The sequence below is a fragment of the Rhodomicrobium sp. genome (assembly GCF_047605405.1).
In the GTDB taxonomy this organism is placed as follows: Bacteria; Pseudomonadota; Alphaproteobacteria; order Rhizobiales; family Rhodomicrobiaceae; genus Rhodomicrobium; species Rhodomicrobium lacus.
The window spans coordinates 1-20,422 of record NZ_JASGFR010000053.1 but is presented as its reverse complement, the minus strand read 5'-3'; the positions used below and the strand labels follow the sequence as shown (position 1 = coordinate 20,422).

Below are 20,422 nucleotides of genomic sequence, written 5' to 3'. Positions count from 1 at the left end.
AAGGCGCAGGCAATGGCGTTAATAGCCTGACCTAATTATAGCGGGGCTTGCCACCCTTCGATGGAGGCTTCGGCGGCACGCCCTTCCCCGCTGCGGCGTGCCGGAACTGTGCCGCGCCCGCGCCGGGTCTTTGCTGATGCTTCGCAGGCGGCGGCGTCGTGGGCTTTTTCGGCAGCGCAAGGCGCATCTCGTGGATGGCTTTGCCCTCGCCTGATGCGCCTTCCGCCTCGCCCTTCGCGACGGCCGCAAGCTCGCGCACGAGCGCCCGCGCACCGCGCAGCCGCTCCACGCCGTCGTCCCACTCCTCCTTGTAGACGAGCTTCTGATCGATCTGCAGTTTTACCTGCGCGCCGTGCTCGTACATGAACTTCACAAGCCCTTGCGGGTTCGCGAATTTCTTGTTGCGGAAGGTGATTACCGCGCCCTTCGGTCCGGCGTCGACCTGCGCGATGCCAGCCTTGCGGCAATAATTCTTGATCTGAACCACGGTGAGGAGGTGCTTCACTTCATCGGGTGGCGGCCCGAAACGGTCTGCCAGCTCTGCCGCGAAGTTTTCGAGGTCGGCGCTCTCATGCAGCCCCGAGAGGCGACGATAAAGGCCGAGCCGCACCTGAAGATCGGGCACGTAGGCTTCCGGCAGCAACACGGGCAGGCCGACATTGATCGTCGGCGACCATTGCTCCTCTTCCTCGCGCTCCTCGCCGCCGTTGGCCTTGAGCGCGGCGACCGCCTCTTCCAGCATCGACTGATAAAGCTCGTAGCCGACTTCCTTTATGTGGCCGGACTGCTCCTCGCCGAGCAGGTTGCCCGCGCCGCGCAGATCGAGGTCGTGGCTCGCCAGCGTGAAACCGGCGCCGAGGCTGTCGAGCGAGTGCAGCACCTTGAGCCGCTTTTCGGCCTGCGGCGTGATCTTGCCGTTCGGCGGGATGGTAAACATGGCATAGGCGCGCGTCTTGGAGCGGCCGACACGCCCGCGAAGCTGATAGAGCGCGGCGAGGCCGAACATGTCCGCGCGATGCACGATCAGCGTGTTCGCGTTCGGAATATCGAGGCCCGATTCCACGATGGTCGTGGAAAGCAGCACGTCGAATTCCTTGTCGTAGAAGGCCGACATGATGTCTTCGAGCTGGGTCGGTGCCATCTGGCCGTGCGCCTGACGGAAGCGGATTTCCGGCACGTGTTCGCGCAGGAACGCCGCCACATCGTCGAGATCGGAAATGCGCGGCACCACATAGAAGCACTGGCCGCCACGATAGCGCTCGCGAAGCAGTGCCTCGCGCAGCGTGACGGGATCGAACGGCGTGATGAAGGTGCGCACCGCGAGGCGGTCCACCGGCGGCGTCGCGATCACCGACATTTCGCGCACGCCCGTCAGCGCGAGTTGCAGCGTGCGCGGGATCGGCGTCGCCGTGAGCGTCAGCACGTGCACTTCCTCGCGCAGGTTCTTCAGCCGCTCCTTGTGCGCCACGCCGAAATGCTGCTCCTCGTCCACGATAAGGAGGCCCAGATCCTTGAAGGCTATGGATTTGGCGAGGAGCGCATGCGTGCCGACCACGATATCGATCTGCCCGGCCTTCAGCCCTTCTCGCGTCAGCGCCATCTCCTTCGGCGTCACGAGCCTCGAAGCCTGCGCGATCTTCACCGGGAAGCCCTGGAAGCGATTGACGAAGGTCTGGTAATGCTGGCGCGCGAGCAGCGTCGTCGGCACGACGACCGCCACCTGCTTGCCCTCCATCACCGCGATGAAGGCCGCGCGGAGCGCGACTTCGGTCTTGCCGAAGCCGACATCGCCGCACACGAGGCGATCCATCGGGCGGCCCTTGGCGAGATCGTCGGCTACCGCCTCGATGCTGGCGAGCTGATCGTCGGTCTCCTCGTAAGGGAACCGCGTAACAAATTCATTATAGGCGCCGTCCGAAACCTGAAGCACCGGCGCGGGCTTCATTTCGCGCAGAGCCGCGACCTTGATGAGTTCTTCCGCCATCTCGCGGATGCGCTTCTTGAGCCGCGCTTTCCGGCCCTGCCAGGACGCGCCGCCGAGCTTGTCGAGTTGGCCGTCGCCCTCGTCCGAGCCGTAGCGCGTGAGCAGTTCCATATTCTCGATGGGCAGGAACAGCTTGTCACCGCCCGCATATTCGAGTTCGACGCAATCGTGCGGGGCGCCCGCCGCGTCGATGGTCTTCAGCCCGATGAACCGCCCGATGCCGTGATCGGCATGCACCATGAGGTCGCCCGGGGTGAGGCTCGACGCCTCGACGAGCACATCGCTCGCCTTCTTCGCCTTGCGGCGGCGGATAAGGCGGTCGCCGAGGATATCCTGTTCGGCGATGATCGCGAGGTCGGGCGTCTCGTAGCCCGACTCGAGGCCAAGCAGCGCGAAGCTGACCGCGCTTTTGTCGGCCTTCCGCACCTCCGCGATGTTTGCAACCTTTTCGATACGCGAGACGTGCGACGAGAGCATGTTGCCGAGGCGTTCGCGCGCGCCGTTCGTCCAGCAGGCGACGACCGCACGCTTGCCGAGGCTTTGCATCGTGCGGATATGCTCGGCGACGGCCGGAATGAGCTTGTCGGAGCTTTCAGCGCGTTCGAGCGCGAAGCTGCGCCCCTGCTTGCCCCTGAAGTCGATCTGCACGACCGCCCTGGCGTCCGGCTGCGGGAACGGCTCGAAGCGGCGCACCTTGTGCTCGCCAAGCTTCGCCGTCCATTCCTCCGATGTAAGGTAGAGCGCGTCCGGCTTGAGCGGCTTGTAGGGCGGCGCGCCGAAGGAGCGCTGTTCGAGCCCCTCGCGGCGCGCTTCATAATGATCGGCGATGGTTTCGAGGCGGCGCAGCGCCGCGTCGTCCGCCAGATGATCGAGCGTTGCGACCGCGTTCGGCAGGTAATCGAACAGCGTGTCCATGCCGTCGTAGAACAGCGGCAGCCAGTGCTCGACGCCGGGATAACGCGTGCCCGCCGACACCGCCTCGTAAAGCGCGTCGTCGCCTTTGCTCGGCCCGAACAGCTCGACGTAACGCTGGCGAAATTGCTTGACGGCGGCGTCCCCCGAGGGGATTTCGCTGATCGGAAGCAGCGTGACGCCATCGCGCGTGGCCTGCGTGCGCTGCGTGACGGGATCGAAGGTGCGGATCGTTTCCAGCGTATCGCCGAAGAAGTCGAGGCGCGCGGGCCGCGCATGCCCCGGCACGTAGAGATCGAGGATGCCGCCGCGCACGGCGTATTCACCGGGCTCCATCACGGTGCCGGTGCGCATGAAGCCCGATCCTTCGAGCCGCGCGATCACCTGCTCCATGGAGATGCGGCCGCCGGCGGTGAGCCGCGCCGCCGATTTTTTCATCGCGGCGAGCGGCGGCACGCGCTGAAGCGCGGCGTTGACCGTTGTCAGCACGATGATCGCGGGCTTGCCGCCCTTCGCATGGGCGAGCCTTGCGAGCGTGGCGATGCGTCGGGCTTCGATGTCGCTGTCGGGCGAAACGCGATCGTAGGGCACGCAGTCCCACGCCGGAAACGAGAGGACGTCCGCGCCGGGGGCAAAGAATTCGAGCTGGCTCTTGAGCGCGGCAAGACGGTGGTCGTCGCGCGCGACGTGCAGCACCGCCTGCTGGTAAGCCGTGTCGGTGGGGAGGCGCCGCGCTATGGCCGCGATCAGAAACGCGTCGTGGCCCTCGGGCACGCCGGAGGCGAGGATAGCGCCATCTCCGCCCGCAAGCCTGTCGAGCGCGGTGGGCTTTCCCGCCGCCTTCTTGTCCAATGTTTCGGTTTCGCCTGCCATGTCGGGGTGCGACCTCGGGGCCGCCGCGTTGGAGCTGTTGAGCGTTATCGCTTTCGCGTAAATCGAGTGAGCGTCGCTGTTTATCGAGCAGGATCCTTATCCCAAAACCGCCGTGCGCTTTTGCGGATCAGGCTCGAAGCATCATCATAGTCTGTAGAAGCTGCGGATTTCGGACACGATGGCCGCGAGGTCGCCCGGCGCTTCGCCCTTCCTGATCCAGAGGTCGACATCCGGGTCTTGCGCCGCGAGCACCGTTTCGAAGGACGCAAGCTGCGTCTCGTCCATGACGGGCACGCGCGCCTCGGCATAGCGCCCGAGAATGAGATCCAGTTCCTTCGTGCCGCGATGAAGCGCACGGTACACCGCGCGCTTGCGCCTCAGCTCAAGCCCGTCCATGAAAAAAACCTTTAGAACGCGAATGTTGGCGCACTTGGCACCGTGCCCGCAATATAGTCGCGAAGCCGGCGCATTCATACCCCCGGCTTTCGCACTTTCCGCCTTATCCCCGTCACGCCGGTGCAAAAATCGCGCGGCGGATTGCGCGGGCCGCGTACCGTGCTCAAACTCGCCACCATGAGCGAATCGAGCGAATCGCAGTCGCAAATGCTTTTGTTTGAAGCGCCGGTTCCTTGGCAGGGTGCCTCAACGCCCACATTTCTTGAACGCATGGCTGTCCCGGACAAAGAACGCCCCGCAACAGGAGCCGGTTTGAACGCGCTTCATGCGCCGCTGACGAGCCTCAAGGGGCTCGGCCCGCGCGGCGCGGAGCTTCTCACGAAGCTTCTCGCGAAGCCGCTGACGCCGCCGCGCGTGATCGATCTCCTCTGGCATCTGCCGACGGGCACGCTCGATCGCAGGCTCACGCCATCAGTCAGCGAAGCGCTGTCCGGCAGCATCGTCACGCTCGTGGTTACGCCGGTGAAGCATAGCGCGCCGCCGCGTTCGGCCCCTCGCGCGCCGTTGCGCATCGTGTGCGAGGATGAAAGCGGAGCGCTCGACATCGTCTATTTCCACGGCGACCGCGCGGGGATCAAACGGCTGTTGCCGGTCGGCGAACCGCGCCTCGTCTCCGGCCGCGTCGAGCGCCACGGCGCGCGCCTGCAAATGACGCACCCGGATTACGTTCTCGCACCGGATGAGCGCCATCGCCTGCCCGCCATCGAGCCCGTCTACCCGCTGACGCTCGGCCTTACGCAGAAATTTCTCTACCGCGTCATCGGCGAAGCGCTGGCGAAAGTGCCCGATTTCCCCGAATGGCACGATACGGCGCTTGTCGAAGCGGAGGGGTGGCCGACCTTCCGCGAGGCGCTCGTGACGTTGCACCGCCCCCGGAGTCATGCAGACCTCGCGCTCTGGCACAAGGCGCGCGAGCGGCTCGCCCATGACGAAGTATCGAGCGCTCAGCTCGCCATCGCGCTGGTACGCCGAAGCCACCGCCAGCTTGCCGGGCGCTCGTTTGTCGGCGACGGCAGCCTCGCCGCGAAGATGCGCAGCCGGTTGCCCTTCGCGCTGACGCGGTCGCAGGAAACCGCGCTCGCCGAAATCAAGGCGGACATGGCCTCGTCGCGGCGCATGCTGCGGCTTCTGCAAGGCGATGTCGGCGCGGGCAAGACGGTCGTCGCGGCGCTTGCCATGGCGAACGCGGTGGAAGCGGGTGCGCAGGTCGCGCTGATGGCGCCGACGGACGTTCTCGCCCGCCAGCATCTCGAAACGCTGACGCCCTTGTGTGAGGCAGCCGGCATCCCGCTCGGATACCTTTCCGGGCGGGAACAGGGCCGCGCGCGCGGGCGGCTTCTCGGCAAGCTCGCGAGCGGTGAAATCCGCGCGATCTGCGGCACCCACGCGCTGTTTCAGCCCGATGTGGTATTCCGCGATTTCGGCCTCGCCATCGTGGACGAGCAGCACCGCTTCGGCGTGGCGCAACGCCTCGCCTTGCAGGAGAAGGCCCGCGCGGGCGACGCCGACATCCTTGTGATGACAGCGACGCCGATCCCGCGCACCCTGCAACTGTCGCTGCATGGGGATCTCGACGTGTCGCAGATCACCGAAAAGCCCGCGGGCCGCAAGCCCGTCATCACCCGCACCGTGCCGCAGGAGCGGCTGGACGATGTCATCGAGGGCCTTCATCGCGCGCTCGGCGAGGGCGCGCAGGTCTACTGGGTGTGTCCCGCCGTCGAAAGCGAGACCGCGCGCGACATGACCGCCGTGACCGAGCGCGCCGCGCATCTGCGCCAGGTCTTCGGCGAGCGCGTCGGCCTCGTGCATGGCAGGCTGTCCGGCGCCGAGAAGGACGCGGCGATTGCCGCTTTCGCCGCGCGCGAAACCTCGATCCTCGTCGCGACCACCGTAATCGAGGTTGGCGTGAACGTGCCGAACGCGACCGTGATGATCATCGAGAACGCGGAGATGTTCGGCCTCGCGCAACTCCACCAGCTTCGCGGGCGCGTGGGGCGGGGCGCGGCGCAGTCGTCCTGCATCCTGCTCTACAAGGGGCCGCTGTCCGAGACGGCGAAATCGCGCCTCGATATCCTGCGGCAGGTGGACGACGGCTTCGTGATCGCGGAGGAAGATTTGCGGCTTCGCGGCGGCGGCGAGGTGCTGGGCGCGAAGCAGAGCGGCGACCCCGGCTTCCGTATCGCGGGCTGGCCCGACGCCGCGCCGCTGATCGAGCGCGCGGCGACCGCCGTTCGCTATCTTCTGGACCGCGATCCGTTCCTGAAGTCAGAACAGGGGTTTGCCGCGCGCACCTGCCTTGCGCTGTTCGAGCGCGACGAGGCGATGCGGCTGTTGCAGGCGGGATAAGGAGATCGTTGGGGAGGGCGGAACCATGCCGAAACTTGCAGCGCCGACGCAATGCCGCCTCTGGCAAATCACGGACACCATAAAGCATGATCTCGCCCTCCTGCAGAGGGTCGAGACTTACAGCGACGAATCCCATTTCTCGCGCAGCCTGCTCAGATGCAGTGAGTGCGGGCAATTATACTTCCACGAATTCTACGAGACGATCGACTGGGAGCACGGCAACGATCCTCAATACGTCACATGGGTGCCCGTGAGCACGCCGGAGGAAATCGAGGCGCTCAAAGCCACGACTCTCTTTTCCATCCACGATTTCGTACCGAGATTGCTGTCCACGTGGCCTAGCGACGCCGAGCGTCCCGCCCTTCGCTGGATCAGGTAGCGGCGCGTCTCATCGACCGAGGATGAGGGGCGGCGCGGCTGAGACGAGAGCCGCCGCATCGACGCCGCCGCCCGCTTGGCCGCAACTTCAAGCCAACGGCACGTAGATGTCGGTGATCAACTCGGCGGGTGGCGTGTTTTTCGGATCGTTGACGTAGTCCTCGAAGCACGGCGCATCGCTGATCGGCCGCCCGAGACTGGGCAGGCCCGTGCCGTAAAGCCAGCCATAGGCTTTGTGCAGGTCTGAATACGGGCCGACATGACGCAGCATCGCATAATCGCCGCCCTCGATGATCGCGGCTTCGAGCGGCGGCTCGACGCATTCCGGCGCGTCAACCCATATCGCCGCAAGCGAGCGGAGCTTCTCCGCCGGAACCACGTCCGGGTCGTCGTAATAAAGCGCAACGCTTCCCTTCATCCGCGCGAACAGGCCACGCGAACCGCCGAGTACGCCGAGTTGCGCGAACGTGGCGCCGATCTCCGGATACGGGCCGCGATGCGCGAGCCCGACGAGATGCATCGGCTTTATCGTCTTGATGGTGACTTCATACATGGCACTTGCCTCTTCAGACTGGGCAGTCGGATAGACGGTCTTGCCGCGCTCGCGATAGGCGGCGGGCGGCAGGCCGTAGGCCGCGCCGAAAGTGCGCGTAAACGACTGCAGGTTGGGGTAACCCGCTCGGGCAGCAATCGCCGACACGCTCTTTCGCGTTTCCACGAGTTCGGTGGCGGCGCGATGAAGGCGCAGGCGGCGAATGGTCTGCGCCGCCGTCTCGCCGTGAACCGCGCGATAGATGCGGTGCCAGTGATACGATGACAGGCAAGCAATCTCGCCCAGCTTTTCGAGGTCGAGGTCTTCGTCGAGATGGGCGTGGATGTACTCCAGCACCCGAAGAAGCCGCGTCTCGTATTGCTGCCAGATGTTTTCCGTCATCGCATCGCCGCGTTCGCCGTGAGCAGGTGGTGTGTTGAAGCACGGCGGCGCTTCACAAATCCTGCGGATTTAGCGCGAACGCCCGTGCATCAACTCGACAGGCCGCCCGCGAGCGAGGGCGTGGCGAGCGGCGAGAAGCCGTAATGCTTCAGCCAGCGCAGATCGCCGGAGAAGAACGCGCGCAGATCCGGCATGCCGTACTTCAGCATGGCGATGCGGTCGATGCCCATGCCGAAGGCGAAGCCCTGCCACTCGTCAGGGTCGATGCCGCAGGAGCGCAGCACATTCGGATGCACCATGCCGCAGCCGAGGATTTCGAGCCAGTCGCTGCCCTGCCCGATCTTGAGTTCCGGCCCCGAGCGGTCGCACTGGATATCCACCTCGGCAGACGGCTCCGTGAACGGGAAGTGCGACATGCGAAAGCGCATGTTGACATCCGGCACCTCGAAGAACGCCTTGCAGAATTCTTCGAGCACCCATTTCAGATGCCCCATATGCGTGGCGCGGTCGATGACGAGGCCCTCGACCTGATGGAACATCGGCGTATGCGTCTGGTCCGAATCCATGCGGTAGACGCGGCCCGGCGCGATGATGCGAATGGGCGGCTTCTCCTTCATCATGGTGCGCACCTGCACGGGCGAGGTGTGTGTGCGCAGCAGGAGGCGTTCGCCCTGCTCGTTCGGATTGAAGAAGAACGTGTCGTGCGCCTCCCGGGCCGGATGACCCACGGGGAAGTTCAGCCGCGTGAAATTGTTGTCGTCGGTCTCGATGTCGGGGCCTTCCGCGACCGAAAAGCCCATGTCGGCGAAGATCACCATCAGCTCTTCCCAGACGCGGGAAATGGGATGGATGCGGCCTTCGGCGGCAGGGTTGGCGCGCACGGGCAGCGTCACGTCCACGCGGTCGGTCGCGAGCTTTTCGGCAAGCGCTGCGGCTTCGAGTTCGGCCTTGCGCGCATCAAGTGCGGCGGCGACCGCATCCTTCACCACATTGACCGCCTGCCCGAAGCTCTTGCGTTCCTCCGGCGGCAGCGTCCCGAGCTTCTTCATAAGCTCCGAGATTTCGCCCTTCTTGCCGAGCGCCGAAACGCGGATGGCATCGAGCGCGGCGAGGTCGCCCGCATTCCCCACGGCCTCGACCAGCCGGTTCGACAGGGCGTCAAGATCGGGTGCGGAATCCGCAAGCGTTTCCATGGGGTCTTTCTCGTTCGGGAAGGAATGGCGATGTGCGATTGGCGTGCCACTTTTGGCCGGAGGGGTCAAGACCGCTGAAGACGGCGTGCACGAAGCCATCGGGTTTCGGCGACGTTTTGAACATCGGCAAGCGATAAAAAAAACCCGCCATGCACCTTGGGGGCGCATCGCGGGCTGTTCCTTGAACGGACAGGTTTCGAGTTGCAGGCGGAGCTCTAGTTGAGCAATGCGGGAGAGGGCTCTTTCTTGCCCTCCTTCTCCGAAATCAGCTTCAGAACATAAGTGATCTCGTCGCGCGCATCCCGCGTCGCGCGGGCGTCTTCCTTCGGAATTTCGTCGGCGATCCGAAGAAGGATGTTCGCCAGCGCGAGCAACTCGGGCACTGTCAGTTCGTCAAGCCTCATGCAGACCTGAGTTCCGCGGGCAGAGCCTCGCGCGCCTTGCCGACGAGCGCCGCGAAGCCCGCCGGATCGGTGATGGCGAGATCGGACAGAACCTTGCGGTCGATCTCGATTCCCGCCTTGTTGAGGCCGTCGATGAAACGGCCATAGGTCAGGCCGTGTTCGCGCGTGGCGGCGTTGATGCGCTGGATCCACAGCGAGCGGAAATTGCGCTTCTTCGTCCGCCGATCGCGATAAGCATATTGCAGGCTCTTTTCGACCGCCTGCTTCGCGATGCGGATGGTGTTCTTGCGGCGGCCGTAAAAGCCCTTCGCCTGCTCAAGAACCTTCTTATGACGGGCGTGTGCGGCTACACCGCGTTTCACACGTGACATTGTTCGTCGTCTCCAAGCTCAATCGTTGCGTCGTTTCAGTGATCAGTCAAGCCCGTAGGGGGCGAACTTCTTCACATGGTTCGCATCGCCCGGTTCGAGGACGACGCTGCCGCGCGCATTGCGAATGAACTTCGGAGTCCGCTTGATCATGCCGTGACGCTTGCCCGCCTGCGAGGCGAGAACCTTGCCGGTTCCGGTGATCTTGAAGCGTTTTTTCACGCCGCTCTTGGTCTTCATCTTGGGCATTTTGCTTCCTTTCTTATTGGATCTCTCGCACGAAACGACTTTTGCGGCTGAAGAAGCCGCTAGCGCGTCTCGCATTTGGAGAAGCACGAAAAAGCCGCCACGGCATGCCCTGAAATGCGCCGGGCGGCTCGGTTCGGGCAGAATATGCTGAGGTTCTCAAAGACGCAACTGTTTCAGCGATGGGTTTCATTGGCAAAACGGCTTCCGCATCACGCGCTTCGAAATCGGCTGGGACGCCGCACGATCCACGGGCGCGGTCCGCCGCCGCGGCGCTGTCTTTTCCGGCGGATTGCGACCGGCCGCTCACGCAGCGGACTCTCCCCTGTTTCTGTGCAAATCGGGCCGCGCGCCCGCTCCCTCTGTGGATTAGCCTCTGTGCATCCGCTGTCGCGCTGCCGAATCGCGCTAGGCAGGTTAGACACGGCTATGCCCTAATCTAGTGGTTACGTGTGCGTTCGGGTGCGTTAGCGCATGTGTTGACAGGTGACAGAACGGGCGATTGCTTTTCCATGGGGCTTGGCTGCATCAGATTGTTTGTCGTTAGTCTCGTCTTGTCCTTCGGTTTTTCCGCTGGGCTTTGCGGGGGATCCATCGTCGCCTTTGCGCAGAGCGGCGACAGCCGGGGACTCGATCTTCTCAGTCGCGCGACGAGATCCTTCGACGCAGGCGCCTATTCGGACGCATCCTCCCTTATCGATGCAGCCTTCCGTGCCGGTCTCAGCGGGGAACTTGCGGCGCGCGCGATTTTGCTCCGCGCCCGTATCAACGAGCGAAGCGGTTCCTACGCCCGCGCGCTTCAGGATTATTCCAACGCGATCTGGATGGAGAGCCTTCCGGCCGCCGACCGCAAGACGGCGAACGAAGGCAAGGAGCGCGTGATGGCTGCGATGGGTTTGAGCCCGCAGCAGCAACAGGCATCCGCCCCGCCGCAAGCGAACCAACCGGCTCAGGGACGCTCCAGGCACGCGAACAATCCGGCCCCAAATCAGGCGCCGGCTTCCCAGCCCGATCCCCAATCTTCCCCTTCACAGGCACAGTCTTCGTCGGGCGGCGGCATCGGCGGGTTCTTCGACAGCATTTTTGGCGGATCGTCGGGAGGCCAGCAGGCCGCTCAGGCCCAGCAGCCTCAACAACAAGGCTGGCAAGCGCAAGCCTCCGCGTCGCAGCAACAGCAAGCCGCGGCCTCCGCGGTCGTCGTCAGCCCCGCGCCGACACGCCGCGCCGCGCCGATCCGCGTCGATCCTTCGCTTCAGGCCGACGCGCCCGCCAAGCCCGCCCGCGTTGCGAAAGCGACGCCTCCCGCGAAGGTTTCCACCCCTCCGGTGACGCCTGTCTCGACGGCCACATCGGCGTCGTCCGTGGCAGCGCCGGCCGACGGCTTCCTCATCGTCTTCGGCTCCGCTCCCAGTCAGCAGGCCGGGCAGGCAACCGCCCGCCAGATCAAGGCGCAACTTTCCGACATCCTCGTGAATCGGGATCTCGATGTGGAGTCCGGCGCAGGCGGCTATCGCATTCAGGCAGGGCCGTACAAGGCGAAGGCGGCGGCGACGGCGCTTTGCGGAGCCATCAGGCAACGCAACATTCCCTGCACGGTCACGCCGTAAATTCACGGAAGGCGGCGCTCAAGGTCGCTTCGCACCGAAGCCGCGCGGACCCGCCGATTGTTTCGATCACGAAACCTTGGCGTCGCGCGGCCCTTCGCCGACGCGCCTCATACCCCACATAAAGCGCCTACCCTTTCACAGCGAAGGAGCGAACGGCGTGCGCAATCTCATCACCGACGTCTTGGGGCTGCGGGTCGGCAACGCCGAACATACACGCATCGCGAGCGGCACGACCGTCATTCTGGCCGACGCGCCCGTCGTTGCGGCTGCAACCGTGATGGGCGGCGGCCCCGGCACGCGCGAGCGCGACGCCATCGGCCTCGAAGGCACGGTCGGCGCGGCGGACGCCATCGTGCTCTCCGGCGGCAGCGCCTTCGGCCTCGATGCGGCGAGCGGCGTGCAGGCATGGCTCCGCGAAAACGGACGCGGCTTTCAGGTTGGCCCCGTGCGCGTGCCCATCGTTCCGCAGGCGATCCTGTTCGATCTCATCAACGGCGGCAACAAGGACTGGGGCCGCGAGGCGCCCTATCGTGAACTTGGTTTCAAGGCAGCCGAGGCGGCAGGCGGCGACTTTGCGCTCGGCTCGGCGGGTGCCGGATATGGGGCGACGGTCGCGCGGGGGGCAGGTCTTTCCATGCGCGGCGGCCTCGGCAGCGCATCCGAGCGCCTGACGTTCGGCGGCGAAGCGGTCGTCGTCGGCGCGCTCGCGGCGGTGAACGCGGCTGGCGCGGTGACGGTCGCGGACACGGCGCATTTCTGGGCCGCCCCCTATGAGCACGGCGCGGAATTCGGTGGACTTGGCCTGCCTCATCCGATCCCGCCGGAAGCCGCGCGGCCCGTGCTGAAATACGGGGCGCTCGCCGGCGCAAACACGACACTCTGTGTCGTCGCGACGGACGCGCCGCTGACGCAAACACAGGCGAAACGCGTGGCAACGATGGCGGCGGCGGGCATGGCGCGCGCGATCCATCCGGTTTTCTCGCCGCTCGACGGCGACATCGTCTTCGCGCTCGCCACGGGGCGGACGGTGCTTTCCGACCGGGACGCCGCGCTGCCCTATATCGGCGCGGCCGCCGCGAACTGCCTCGCCCGGGCCATCGCACGCGGCGTCCATGCGGCGTCCTCATCCCTGCCGGACGGCACGCAGAGCTATCGCAACCTTTTCGCAAGCGCATGAATGCAGTATGACTTGCGCGGCGTCTCGCGCGCCGGGCCATGCGGCCTCCCTGCGCGAAACAGCCGAAAGGCGATGGCGACACCATGAGCGACAGCAAACGCGCCGCGAGGCTCCTGTTCCTCGATTCGGGCCTCGGCGGTCTTACCGTGCTGAAGGCGGCGCGCGCCGCGATCCCCGAAGCGGAAGTGCTTTTCATCGCCGACGACGCGGCCTTTCCCTATGGCCCGAAGCCGGAAGGCGAACTCGTGGACCGGCTTCTCCATCTCGTCGGAGATGCGCTGACGGCGTTCCAGCCGGATTGCGTCGTTCTCGCCTGCAATACTGCATCGACGGTCGCGCTTTCGGCGCTGCGGGCCACCTTCTCCGTGCCCTTCGTCGGCACGGTGCCCGCGATCAAGCCTGCGGCGGCCATCACGCGCAGCGGCCTCGTTTCGGTGCTCGCCACACCCGGCACGGTCGCGCGCGAATACACCCATACCCTGATCGACAAATACGCGTCGGGCGCGCGCGTGACGCTTGTCGGCACGCCGAGCCTCGCGGAGCTTGCGGAAAGCTACGCCAGCGGCGAGCCGGTTTCCGACGCCGCCATCGCGCACGAAATCGCCCCGTGCTTTGTGAAGGAAGGGAACGCGCGCACCGATGTGGTGGTGCTCGGCTGCACGCATTACCCGCTGTTGCTCGAACGCCTCGACGCGCTTTCGCCCTGGCCGGTAACCTGGCTCGACCCTGCCCCCGCCATCGCGCGCCGCATCGCGAACGTGCTTTCGGAGCGCGGCCATATCGTCGGTGTGGGCGCGAAACGGGGTTCCGGCACCATCGCGTTCACCTCCGGGCGCACGCCATTGCCATCGCTGCTTGCGCTTTTGCAGGCTCATCAGCTAAGCATCGCTGCAAAGATCGATGCAAAAGACGGCGCAGCCGCCGCAGCCTGAGAGTTTTTCCATGATCCCGCGCTATTCCCGCCCGCAGATGGCGAACATCTGGTCCGACCAGTCACGTTATGAAATCTGGCTCGAAATCGAGACGCTCGCCGCCGAGGCCATGGAGCAGCTCGGCACGATCCCGGCGGGCACGTCCAAGGTTTTGCGCGAGAAGGGCGCGTTCGACATCCAGCGCATCGACGAGATCGAGCGCGAGGTGAAGCACGACGTCATCGCGTTTTTGACGAGCGTCAGCGAGCATGCTGGCCCTGAGGCGCGCTTCATGCATCAGGGCATGACCTCGTCGGACGTGCTCGACACTTGCCTCGCCGTACAGCTGACCCGCGCGGCCGACATCCTTATCGCCGACATCGACGCGGTCCTCGCCGCGCTCAAGCGCCGCGCGCTCGAACATAAATACACCGTCACGGTCGGCCGCAGCCACGGCATCCACGCGGAGCCAACAACGTTCGGGCTCAAGATGGCGCTGGGCTTTGCGGAGTTCACCCGCGCGAGGGAGCGCCTGCTGCGTGCGAAAGAAGATGTCGGCACGGCGGCCATCTCCGGCGCGGTCGGCACCTTCGCGCATCTCGATCCGCGCGTTGAAGCCTATGTCGCCGAAAAGCTCGGCCTCAAGCCGGAGCCGGTCTCCACGCAGGTCATCCCTCGCGACCGTCATGCCATGTTCTTCGCAACGCTCGGCGTGATCGCGTCGTCCGTCGAACGGCTCGCGACCGAGATCCGGCATCTGCAGCGCACCGAAGTCGGCGAGGCCGAGGAGTTCTTCTCCGAAGGCCAGAAGGGCTCGTCGGCGATGCCGCACAAGCGCAATCCGGTGCTGACGGAAAACCTTACCGGCCTGGCGCGCCTCGTGCGCGGCTATGCGGTTCCCGCGATGGAAAACGTCGCGCTCTGGCATGAACGCGACATCTCCCATTCCTCGGTCGAGCGCCTGATCGGCCCGGACGCGACAGTGACGCTCGATTTCGCTCTGGCGCGCCTTGCGGGCGTGATCGACAAGCTCGTGGTTTATCCCGAGAAGATGAAGGCGAACCTCGAACGCGGCGGCGGCCTCGTGCATTCGCAGCAAGTGCTGCTCGCGCTCACACAGGCCGGCGTCAGCCGCGAGAACGCCTATCGTCTCGTGCAACGGAACGCCATGCGGGCCTTTCGTGGCGAGGGCGAGTTCCTCGCGTTTCTCAAGGCCGACGCCGACGTGACGGCGGCGCTTTCGCCCGAAAAGATCGAGGCGCTGTTCGATCCCCAGCACCACATGCGAAACGTCGATGTCATCTTCGCGCGGGTTTTCGGCGAGTAGCGCCGCGCCGCTCGCATCAGCATCATAAGCACGCAAGGACAGGCCCGATCGGCGCAGTCCATGCGTGCACGAGCCAGCCGTCGCGCCCTCGAAGGAGGGTGCGCTTGCGCCCCGCTGCCCGTCAGGCCGGATCGCGCCTGATGCTCCCTGTGCCGCCGACAAGATGCAGACAGGCTGCTCGACAAGGAAAACGGCAGCGTTTGCGCCACGACACTCTCGCGCAGCAAATCGATGTCTTCAGACAGTTTCTGTACGGCTTTTCCATCTCCGCCGATTTGAAACAGGCTGATCCGGGGAACGCGAACCGCAGTCGGTTCCGGCATCTGGATGAAGTTTTGCCGCATCCGGTGACGGGATTACGAGCGGCAACCGCCACAAAAGCCGTTTGCGGTCGGAACATCTCCCTTCGTCCTGTGCCCGACGCAGGTGCTCACCCTACGGACTTTCTGCCTTCCCCGCGCATATCTGAGGCAAACAAGGAACCGCCCGCCGCGCTCCCGCAAGTGTTGGCATAGTTCGACACGCTGCAAAACCAGGATGAGCCGCGCTTCACGTCGGGTGGCAGCGATGTTTTTCAGTCGGCCCTTCCTCCTGCCCGGCAATCAGATCGGTGAAGCTGTCTCTTATTAAAGTTCGAAGCCGTTTCTGCCGAAACCTTGCGGCAGGCATCCGCTGAGTGCGACTGCTGCCCCGGAGCGCGAGCACCCGGCTGCGGCCCGTATTTTGCCGTCTCGCTGCTCCCATTCTCTCCGCCTGCCGACTGATGACCTGAGAATACTGCAGCGGACTGACCTACCAGCCGCCGATCATGATTGGTCGGTATCATGTAAAAATAATAGCTAAATTTGTACTGAACCAACCCACATCCATATTTGTCCGTTTTCGGAACGAAAGTAATCAGTCATTTCAGTACTTCTTAAGAAGAGCGTCCTAAATAATAGCATACAATCTACGTGGCAACTGAGTTGCATCCGCTTCGGTCAAAAAGCGGGGAGCATCGGTTCTTTTTTGCAACCTCGCATCTGCGAGGCGGAGGTTTTCCGTATGTGCTCTGATGTAATCGACAAGACGAAAGCTGGAACGCTCGAACTCGAAGGCGATCTGGGGCCTCGCAACGCAAGCGGACTCCATGAAGCCCTGCTCGCAGCCCTTGCCGGTGAGGACGAAGTCCTGGTGGATGCAACACGCGTCACATCGCTCGACGTCTCAATTCTCCAAGTCCTGATCGCAGCCCACGTCGCGGCCGAGAAACTCGGGCGCACCATTACGCTCCTGCGCACGCCTGAAGGTGCTGTCGAGACCACCTTCGCGAGGGCGGGCCTTGCCATCCCCGCCGACTTTACGCCGCCTCAGACTGCCCTTCCACGATAGCGGAGAAAGGAAATCTCATGTCGAAAACGATCCTTGCCATCGACGATTCGCCATCGGTCCTTCAGATGGTTTCCCTCACCTTGTCATCAGCCGGCTATCAGGTGATGGAGGCAGTCGATGGCGCAGACGGCTATGCGAAAGCCGTGGCCACGCCCATCGACGCGGTGATCACCGATCTCAACATGCCGCGCGTAAACGGGCTCGAATTCATCCGCAAATATCGAAGCCACCCATCCAGCGCTGGCGTGCCTGTCATCTTCCTCTCCACGGAATCGGACGCGGCATCGAAGAACGAGGCGAAGGCCGCCGGAGCCACAGGCTGGATCGTGAAGCCTTTCAAGCAGGACCAGCTCCTTGCCATTCTGAAAAAGGTGCTCGGCGCATGAAAGCCTCCGACCCAACAGACACCTTCCGTCAGGAAGCCAGAGAACTCCTGGACGCACTCGAAGAGACACTGCTCGACCTCGAACAGCGGCCAGACGACAAGGCTCTCGTGGACCAGAGTTTCCGCGCCCTGCACACGCTGAAAGGCTCGGGCGCGATGTTCGGCTTCGACGAGATGGCCGAGTTCGTCCACGAATTCGAGACGGCCTTCGATCGGGTCCGCAAAGGCAGTGCGCCCATCAGTCCCGCGCTCGCCGCCATCGCGCTGGCTGCAAAGGACCACATCCACAGGCTCATCGTTGAGCCCGCCCTTCATGCCGACGATTCTGCCAGACTCCTCAGCGAACTTCGCGAGGCAGCGAGCAAGGCGGAAAGCAACGCGGAAGAGGTTACAGAGGCTCTTTCCGAGCGGCCCCGCGGAGGTTGCCTTGTCCGCTTCCGGCTTCCGGCCGACGCGATCGCCTTCGGCACGAATCCATTGCTTCTTCTCGATGAGTTACGCGAGCTTGGCGCCTGCTCCGTGACGGCGTTGATCGATCAACTGCCCCCGCTCGAAGTCATGAACCCGCAAGCGTCCTATCTCGGCTGGGAAGTTACCTTCGAGAACGAGGTCGGAACCGACAAGATCGAGGACGTCTTTCTTTTCATCCGCGACGGAACCGACCTTTCGATCAAACCTATCGATCAGTGCGACGCGTTCACGGCATCCGAACCAGCCGAAGAGCAGGACAGCGAAACGCCTGCGGCCTCCAAGCCGGATGCGGATGAGCCTTCCCGTCGCGCGAGGGATATAGCACCGGCGGCCAACAAGACGAGTTCATCGGTAAGAGTTGCGGCTGAGCGGCTCGACGAGTTGATGGACAGGGTTGGGGAACTGGTGATCGTCCAGTCGCGTCTCTCCCAGATCGCGGGCGCCAGCAACGATCTCAATCTCAAGGCCGTCGTGGAAGAACTCGGCAGGCTCTCTTCCGGGCTTCGCGACACCACCATGGGAATCAGGATGGTGCCGATCGGCACGGTCTTCTCGCGCTTTCGCCGTCTCGTTCACGACCTGTCGAATGATCTCGGCAAGGAGGTCGATTTCGTCACGACCGGCGGTGAAACCGAACTCGACAAGACCATGATCGAGCGTCTGGCCGACCCGCTCGTGCATATCATTCGCAACGCTATCGATCACGGCCTGGAGAACCCGGAGAAAAGATCCAGTGTCGGCAAGCCTGCCAGAGGACAGGTCCGCCTCGCCGCGATCCACACAGGCGCTGAAGTCGCGATCTCGATCATCGATGACGGCGCCGGTATCGACGCCGCGCGCATCCGCGTCAAGGCCGAAGAGGCGGGGCTTGTCTTGCCTGACCAGAAGATAAGCAACCACGAACTGTGCCAGCTCATCTTCCACCCCGGTTTTTCGACCGCGAGCGAAGTCACGTCCGTCTCGGGGCGCGGCGTCGGAATGGACGTCGTCAAGCGGGCCGTCGAGGGGCTGCGCGGCACGATAGATCTGACGACCACACCCGGACAGGGCACCGTCGTGACGCTCCGCCTGCCACTGACCCTTGCGATCATCGAAAGCATGCTCGTACGGGTTGGCCGGGGACGTTACGCAATCCCGCTGTCGGCAGTGGAAGAATGCGTCGAATTGCCAAGCACAACCGAACTGGGCGGAAACGGGAAGAACTTCCTCAACATACGGGGACGGATCGTGCCTTTCCTGCGGTTGCGGGAGCTGTTCAAGGTCAATGCGCCGCCGGACCTCCATCAGAAGGTCGTCATCGTCTCGGCGGGCGAATCCCGGGTCGGCTTCGTCGTCGACCAGATCATCGGCAACAGCCAGACGGTGATCAAGTCCATGTCGAAACTTCATTCCGACATCGAGACCTTCTCCGGCGCAACCATCCTCGGAGACGGCACGGTCGCGCTGATACTGGACATCAGTTCCCTCGTCGCCTTCGGCCAGGCGTTTGAAAGACAGTGGAGAGGCGAAGGCCTGGGGAGGGTTGCATGAGCCACGCGTTCGAGAAGGCGGGCGTGCCAGCGAGCATGAAGGCACTCACCATCGGACTGCAAAGCGAGGTCTTCGCGCTTCCCGCAGAGTCCGTCAGAGAAATCCTCGACATGGTGCCCATTACCGAGGTGCCCAATGCCAGGGCCTTCGTCGGCGGGGTGCTCAATGTGCGGGGCAAGGTCGTGCCTCTCGCCGATCTCAGGGTGATGTTCGGCATGGAGCGGACGCCGCCCGATACCAACACACGCATCGTGGTCATCGAGGTCGATCTGGAGGGTGAGCCGACGCTGGTCGGCATCCTCGCCGACAAGGTGCACGACGTTACTGAAATCGCGGGCGCTTCCGTCGAAGAGGCGCCCACGGTGGGCATGCGCTGGCGAGCGGAATTCATTCGCGGCATCGGCAAGCGCGGCGCGGACTTCATCATCATTCCCGACATGGCAAGGATCTTTGGGCCGAAGGAGGATCGCGAGCCATCCTCCGCCCCGGATGAAAGGAAACTCTAGATGCAGCTCTCTCTCAAAGCGAAACTGGCACTCGCCTTCGGTGCACTGCTGCTGCTCGTAAGCGGCCTCGGCGGCATCGCGACCTTGCAGATGAACAAGATGGAGGCCCAGACGATCGTTATCACGAACAAGTGGTTACCGAGCGTTGATGCCGTGCACGGCATCAATTCCGGACTGGGACGATATCGCGCCGCCGAATTCAGACTTGTGATGGCGAATACGCCAGAAGAAAGGCGTTTTTCAGAAGAACGTCTGGACGAATTCAGTCAGCGCTTCAAGAAGCACCAGGAAAGATATCAGGCGCTTATCTCGACGCCAGAGGAGAAGGAACTCTATGAGACCTTTCTCGGCAAACTCGGTAACTACATGGGTCTCTCACGCCAGCTGATAACTCTGGTAAGAGAGAACCAGACGGAAGTGGCCGAGCAAAAACTCAACGAGAACCGCGCAGCTTTTGAGGATACGTCCTCGACCCTCAATCGACTGGTTTCGCTCGCCGTGTCCGGCGCGGATGCCGCGAGCAAGGAAGCCGACGCCGTCTTCGCCCAGTCCCAGACGATCATCTTCAGCGTCATAGGTATTGCACTTCTCATCGGCATCGGCACGGCGGTTTTTCTTATCCGCGACATCTTCCGCACGCTCGGCGGCGAGCCGACCTATGCGCGAGACGTGATCAAGGAAATCGCCGACGGCAATCTCAACGTCAAGGTGGCGACCCGCGACGGCGACGCCCACAGCCTGCTGGCGGCAGCGCGAGATATGGTTGCGAAGCTCAAGGGCGTCATTTCAGAGGTCACGACGTCTGCCCGCAATGTCGGTGCCGGGAGCCAGGAACTGTCGGCGACGGCCGAGGAACTGAGCCAGGGCTCAACGGAGCAGGCATCTTCGACCGAAGAAGCGTCCTCCTCGGTGGAGCAGATGGCGTCGAATATCAAGCAGAACGCAGACAACGCCGCTCAGACCGAGAAGATTGCGCGCCAGTCGGCCGCCGATGCCAAGACGAGCGGCGAAGCGGTGGGCAAGGCCGTGCAGGCCATGGAAAC

General features: G+C 64.0%; 18 protein-coding genes. 11 read left to right on the top strand and 7 right to left on the bottom strand.

Annotation, left to right across the window (positions count from 1 at the left end):
- Positions 1 to 31 precede the first annotated feature (31 nt).
- Complete coding sequence (mfd, locus tag QM659_RS15705; RefSeq protein ID WP_415189137.1) at positions 32 to 3,769, bottom strand: transcription-repair coupling factor; 3,738 nt, start codon at positions 3,767 to 3,769, stop codon at positions 32 to 34.
- A gap of 144 nt (positions 3,770 to 3,913) precedes the next feature.
- Positions 3,914 to 4,165, bottom strand: coding sequence for a succinate dehydrogenase assembly factor 2 (locus QM659_RS15700; protein WP_303486464.1), 252 nt, complete (start codon positions 4,163 to 4,165; stop codon positions 3,914 to 3,916).
- 270 nt (positions 4,166 to 4,435) lie between these two features.
- On the opposite strand from QM659_RS15700, the gene recG reads away from it, so the two are divergent.
- Both recG and QM659_RS15690 read left to right on the top strand, forming a co-directional pair.
- Complete coding sequence (gene recG, locus QM659_RS15695; protein ID WP_415189136.1) at positions 4,436 to 6,571, top strand: ATP-dependent DNA helicase RecG; 2,136 nt, start codon at positions 4,436 to 4,438, stop codon at positions 6,569 to 6,571.
- 25 nt (positions 6,572 to 6,596) lie between these two features.
- Positions 6,597 to 6,950: a hypothetical protein gene (locus tag QM659_RS15690; protein ID WP_415189135.1), complete on the top strand. Its 354-nt coding sequence runs from the start codon at positions 6,597 to 6,599 to the stop codon at positions 6,948 to 6,950.
- A gap of 87 nt (positions 6,951 to 7,037) precedes the next feature.
- On the opposite strand, the gene QM659_RS15685 is transcribed toward QM659_RS15690, so the two are convergent.
- The 5 genes from QM659_RS15685 to rpmI form a co-directional block, all read right to left on the bottom strand.
- Positions 7,038 to 7,883, bottom strand: coding sequence for an AraC family transcriptional regulator (locus QM659_RS15685; protein WP_415189134.1), 846 nt, complete (start codon positions 7,881 to 7,883; stop codon positions 7,038 to 7,040).
- Positions 7,884 to 7,972: 89 nt separating this feature from the next.
- Entirely contained in the window at positions 7,973 to 9,076 is a 1,104-nt protein-coding gene (gene pheS, locus QM659_RS15680) for a phenylalanine--tRNA ligase subunit alpha (RefSeq protein WP_127076095.1), read from the bottom strand.
- A 215-nt stretch (positions 9,077 to 9,291) separates the two neighbouring features.
- Entirely contained in the window at positions 9,292 to 9,480 is a 189-nt protein-coding gene (locus tag QM659_RS15675; protein ID WP_127076096.1) for a hypothetical protein, read from the bottom strand.
- The gene (rplT, locus tag QM659_RS15670; RefSeq protein WP_037235402.1) at positions 9,477 to 9,851 is read right to left on the bottom strand and encodes a 50S ribosomal protein L20; all 375 of its coding nucleotides are present in this window, start codon (positions 9,849 to 9,851) and stop codon (positions 9,477 to 9,479) included. Before rplT ends, QM659_RS15675 begins: the two co-directional genes overlap by 4 nt.
- A gap of 42 nt (positions 9,852 to 9,893) precedes the next feature.
- On the bottom strand, positions 9,894 to 10,097 hold the full coding sequence (rpmI, locus tag QM659_RS15665; protein WP_037235405.1) for a 50S ribosomal protein L35: 204 nt from the start codon (positions 10,095 to 10,097) through the stop codon (positions 9,894 to 9,896).
- Positions 10,098 to 10,573: 476 nt separating this feature from the next.
- Between rpmI and QM659_RS15660 the strand changes: the two genes are divergently transcribed.
- From QM659_RS15660 to QM659_RS15620, 9 genes are all read left to right on the top strand, one after another.
- Complete coding sequence (locus QM659_RS15660) at positions 10,574 to 11,701, top strand: SPOR domain-containing protein (protein ID WP_415189133.1); 1,128 nt, start codon at positions 10,574 to 10,576, stop codon at positions 11,699 to 11,701.
- A 157-nt stretch (positions 11,702 to 11,858) separates the two neighbouring features.
- Complete coding sequence (locus QM659_RS15655) at positions 11,859 to 12,878, top strand: P1 family peptidase (protein ID WP_415189132.1); 1,020 nt, start codon at positions 11,859 to 11,861, stop codon at positions 12,876 to 12,878.
- Positions 12,879 to 12,961: 83 nt separating this feature from the next.
- Positions 12,962 to 13,810 carry a glutamate racemase gene (gene murI, locus QM659_RS15650; RefSeq protein ID WP_415189131.1) on the top strand — a complete coding sequence of 283 codons (849 nt, stop codon included), beginning with the start codon at positions 12,962 to 12,964 and terminating at the stop codon, positions 13,808 to 13,810.
- A gap of 10 nt (positions 13,811 to 13,820) precedes the next feature.
- Positions 13,821 to 15,116, top strand: a complete 1,296-nt coding sequence (purB, locus tag QM659_RS15645; RefSeq protein ID WP_415189138.1) for an adenylosuccinate lyase — start codon at positions 13,821 to 13,823, stop codon at positions 15,114 to 15,116.
- 1,044 nt (positions 15,117 to 16,160) lie between these two features.
- Entirely contained in the window at positions 16,161 to 16,487 is a 327-nt protein-coding gene (locus QM659_RS15640) for an STAS domain-containing protein (protein ID WP_415189130.1), read from the top strand.
- 17 nt (positions 16,488 to 16,504) lie between these two features.
- On the top strand, positions 16,505 to 16,873 hold the full coding sequence (locus QM659_RS15635; protein WP_127076101.1) for a response regulator: 369 nt from the start codon (positions 16,505 to 16,507) through the stop codon (positions 16,871 to 16,873).
- Positions 16,870 to 18,873 carry a chemotaxis protein CheA gene (locus tag QM659_RS15630; protein WP_415189129.1) on the top strand — a complete coding sequence of 668 codons (2,004 nt, stop codon included), beginning with the start codon at positions 16,870 to 16,872 and terminating at the stop codon, positions 18,871 to 18,873. Before QM659_RS15635 ends, QM659_RS15630 begins: the two co-directional genes overlap by 4 nt.
- Positions 18,870 to 19,379: a chemotaxis protein CheW gene (locus QM659_RS15625; RefSeq protein WP_415189128.1), complete on the top strand. Its 510-nt coding sequence runs from the start codon at positions 18,870 to 18,872 to the stop codon at positions 19,377 to 19,379. Before QM659_RS15630 ends, QM659_RS15625 begins: the two co-directional genes overlap by 4 nt.
- Positions 19,380 to 20,422, top strand: a 1,043-nt coding sequence (locus tag QM659_RS15620; RefSeq protein ID WP_415189127.1) for a methyl-accepting chemotaxis protein, incomplete at its 3' end; no start/stop codon positions are given.

What these genes read in the sequence shown, in the direction of transcription:
- mfd (WP_415189137.1), bottom strand. Translation starts at nt 3,769, where the DNA reads ATGGCAGGCGAAACCGAAACATTGGACAAGAAGGCGGCGGGAAAGCCC.
- QM659_RS15700 (WP_303486464.1), bottom strand. Translation starts at nt 4,165, where the DNA reads ATGGACGGGCTTGAGCTGAGGCGCAAGCGCGCGGTGTACCGTGCGCTT.
- recG (WP_415189136.1), top strand. Translation starts at nt 4,436, where the DNA reads ATGGCTGTCCCGGACAAAGAACGCCCCGCAACAGGAGCCGGTTTGAAC.
- QM659_RS15690 (WP_415189135.1), top strand. Translation starts at nt 6,597, where the DNA reads ATGCCGAAACTTGCAGCGCCGACGCAATGCCGCCTCTGGCAAATCACG.
- QM659_RS15685 (WP_415189134.1), bottom strand. Translation starts at nt 7,883, where the DNA reads ATGACGGAAAACATCTGGCAGCAATACGAGACGCGGCTTCTTCGGGTG.
- pheS (WP_127076095.1), bottom strand. Translation starts at nt 9,076, where the DNA reads ATGGAAACGCTTGCGGATTCCGCACCCGATCTTGACGCCCTGTCGAAC.
- QM659_RS15675 (WP_127076096.1), bottom strand. Translation starts at nt 9,480, where the DNA reads ATGAGGCTTGACGAACTGACAGTGCCCGAGTTGCTCGCGCTGGCGAAC.
- rplT (WP_037235402.1), bottom strand. Translation starts at nt 9,851, where the DNA reads ATGTCACGTGTGAAACGCGGTGTAGCCGCACACGCCCGTCATAAGAAG.
- rpmI (WP_037235405.1), bottom strand. Translation starts at nt 10,097, where the DNA reads ATGCCCAAGATGAAGACCAAGAGCGGCGTGAAAAAACGCTTCAAGATC.
- murI (WP_415189131.1), top strand. Translation starts at nt 12,962, where the DNA reads ATGAGCGACAGCAAACGCGCCGCGAGGCTCCTGTTCCTCGATTCGGGC.
- purB (WP_415189138.1), top strand. Translation starts at nt 13,821, where the DNA reads ATGATCCCGCGCTATTCCCGCCCGCAGATGGCGAACATCTGGTCCGAC.
- QM659_RS15640 (WP_415189130.1), top strand. Translation starts at nt 16,161, where the DNA reads ATGTGCTCTGATGTAATCGACAAGACGAAAGCTGGAACGCTCGAACTC.
- QM659_RS15635 (WP_127076101.1), top strand. Translation starts at nt 16,505, where the DNA reads ATGTCGAAAACGATCCTTGCCATCGACGATTCGCCATCGGTCCTTCAG.
- QM659_RS15630 (WP_415189129.1), top strand. Translation starts at nt 16,870, where the DNA reads ATGAAAGCCTCCGACCCAACAGACACCTTCCGTCAGGAAGCCAGAGAA.
- QM659_RS15625 (WP_415189128.1), top strand. Translation starts at nt 18,870, where the DNA reads ATGAGCCACGCGTTCGAGAAGGCGGGCGTGCCAGCGAGCATGAAGGCA.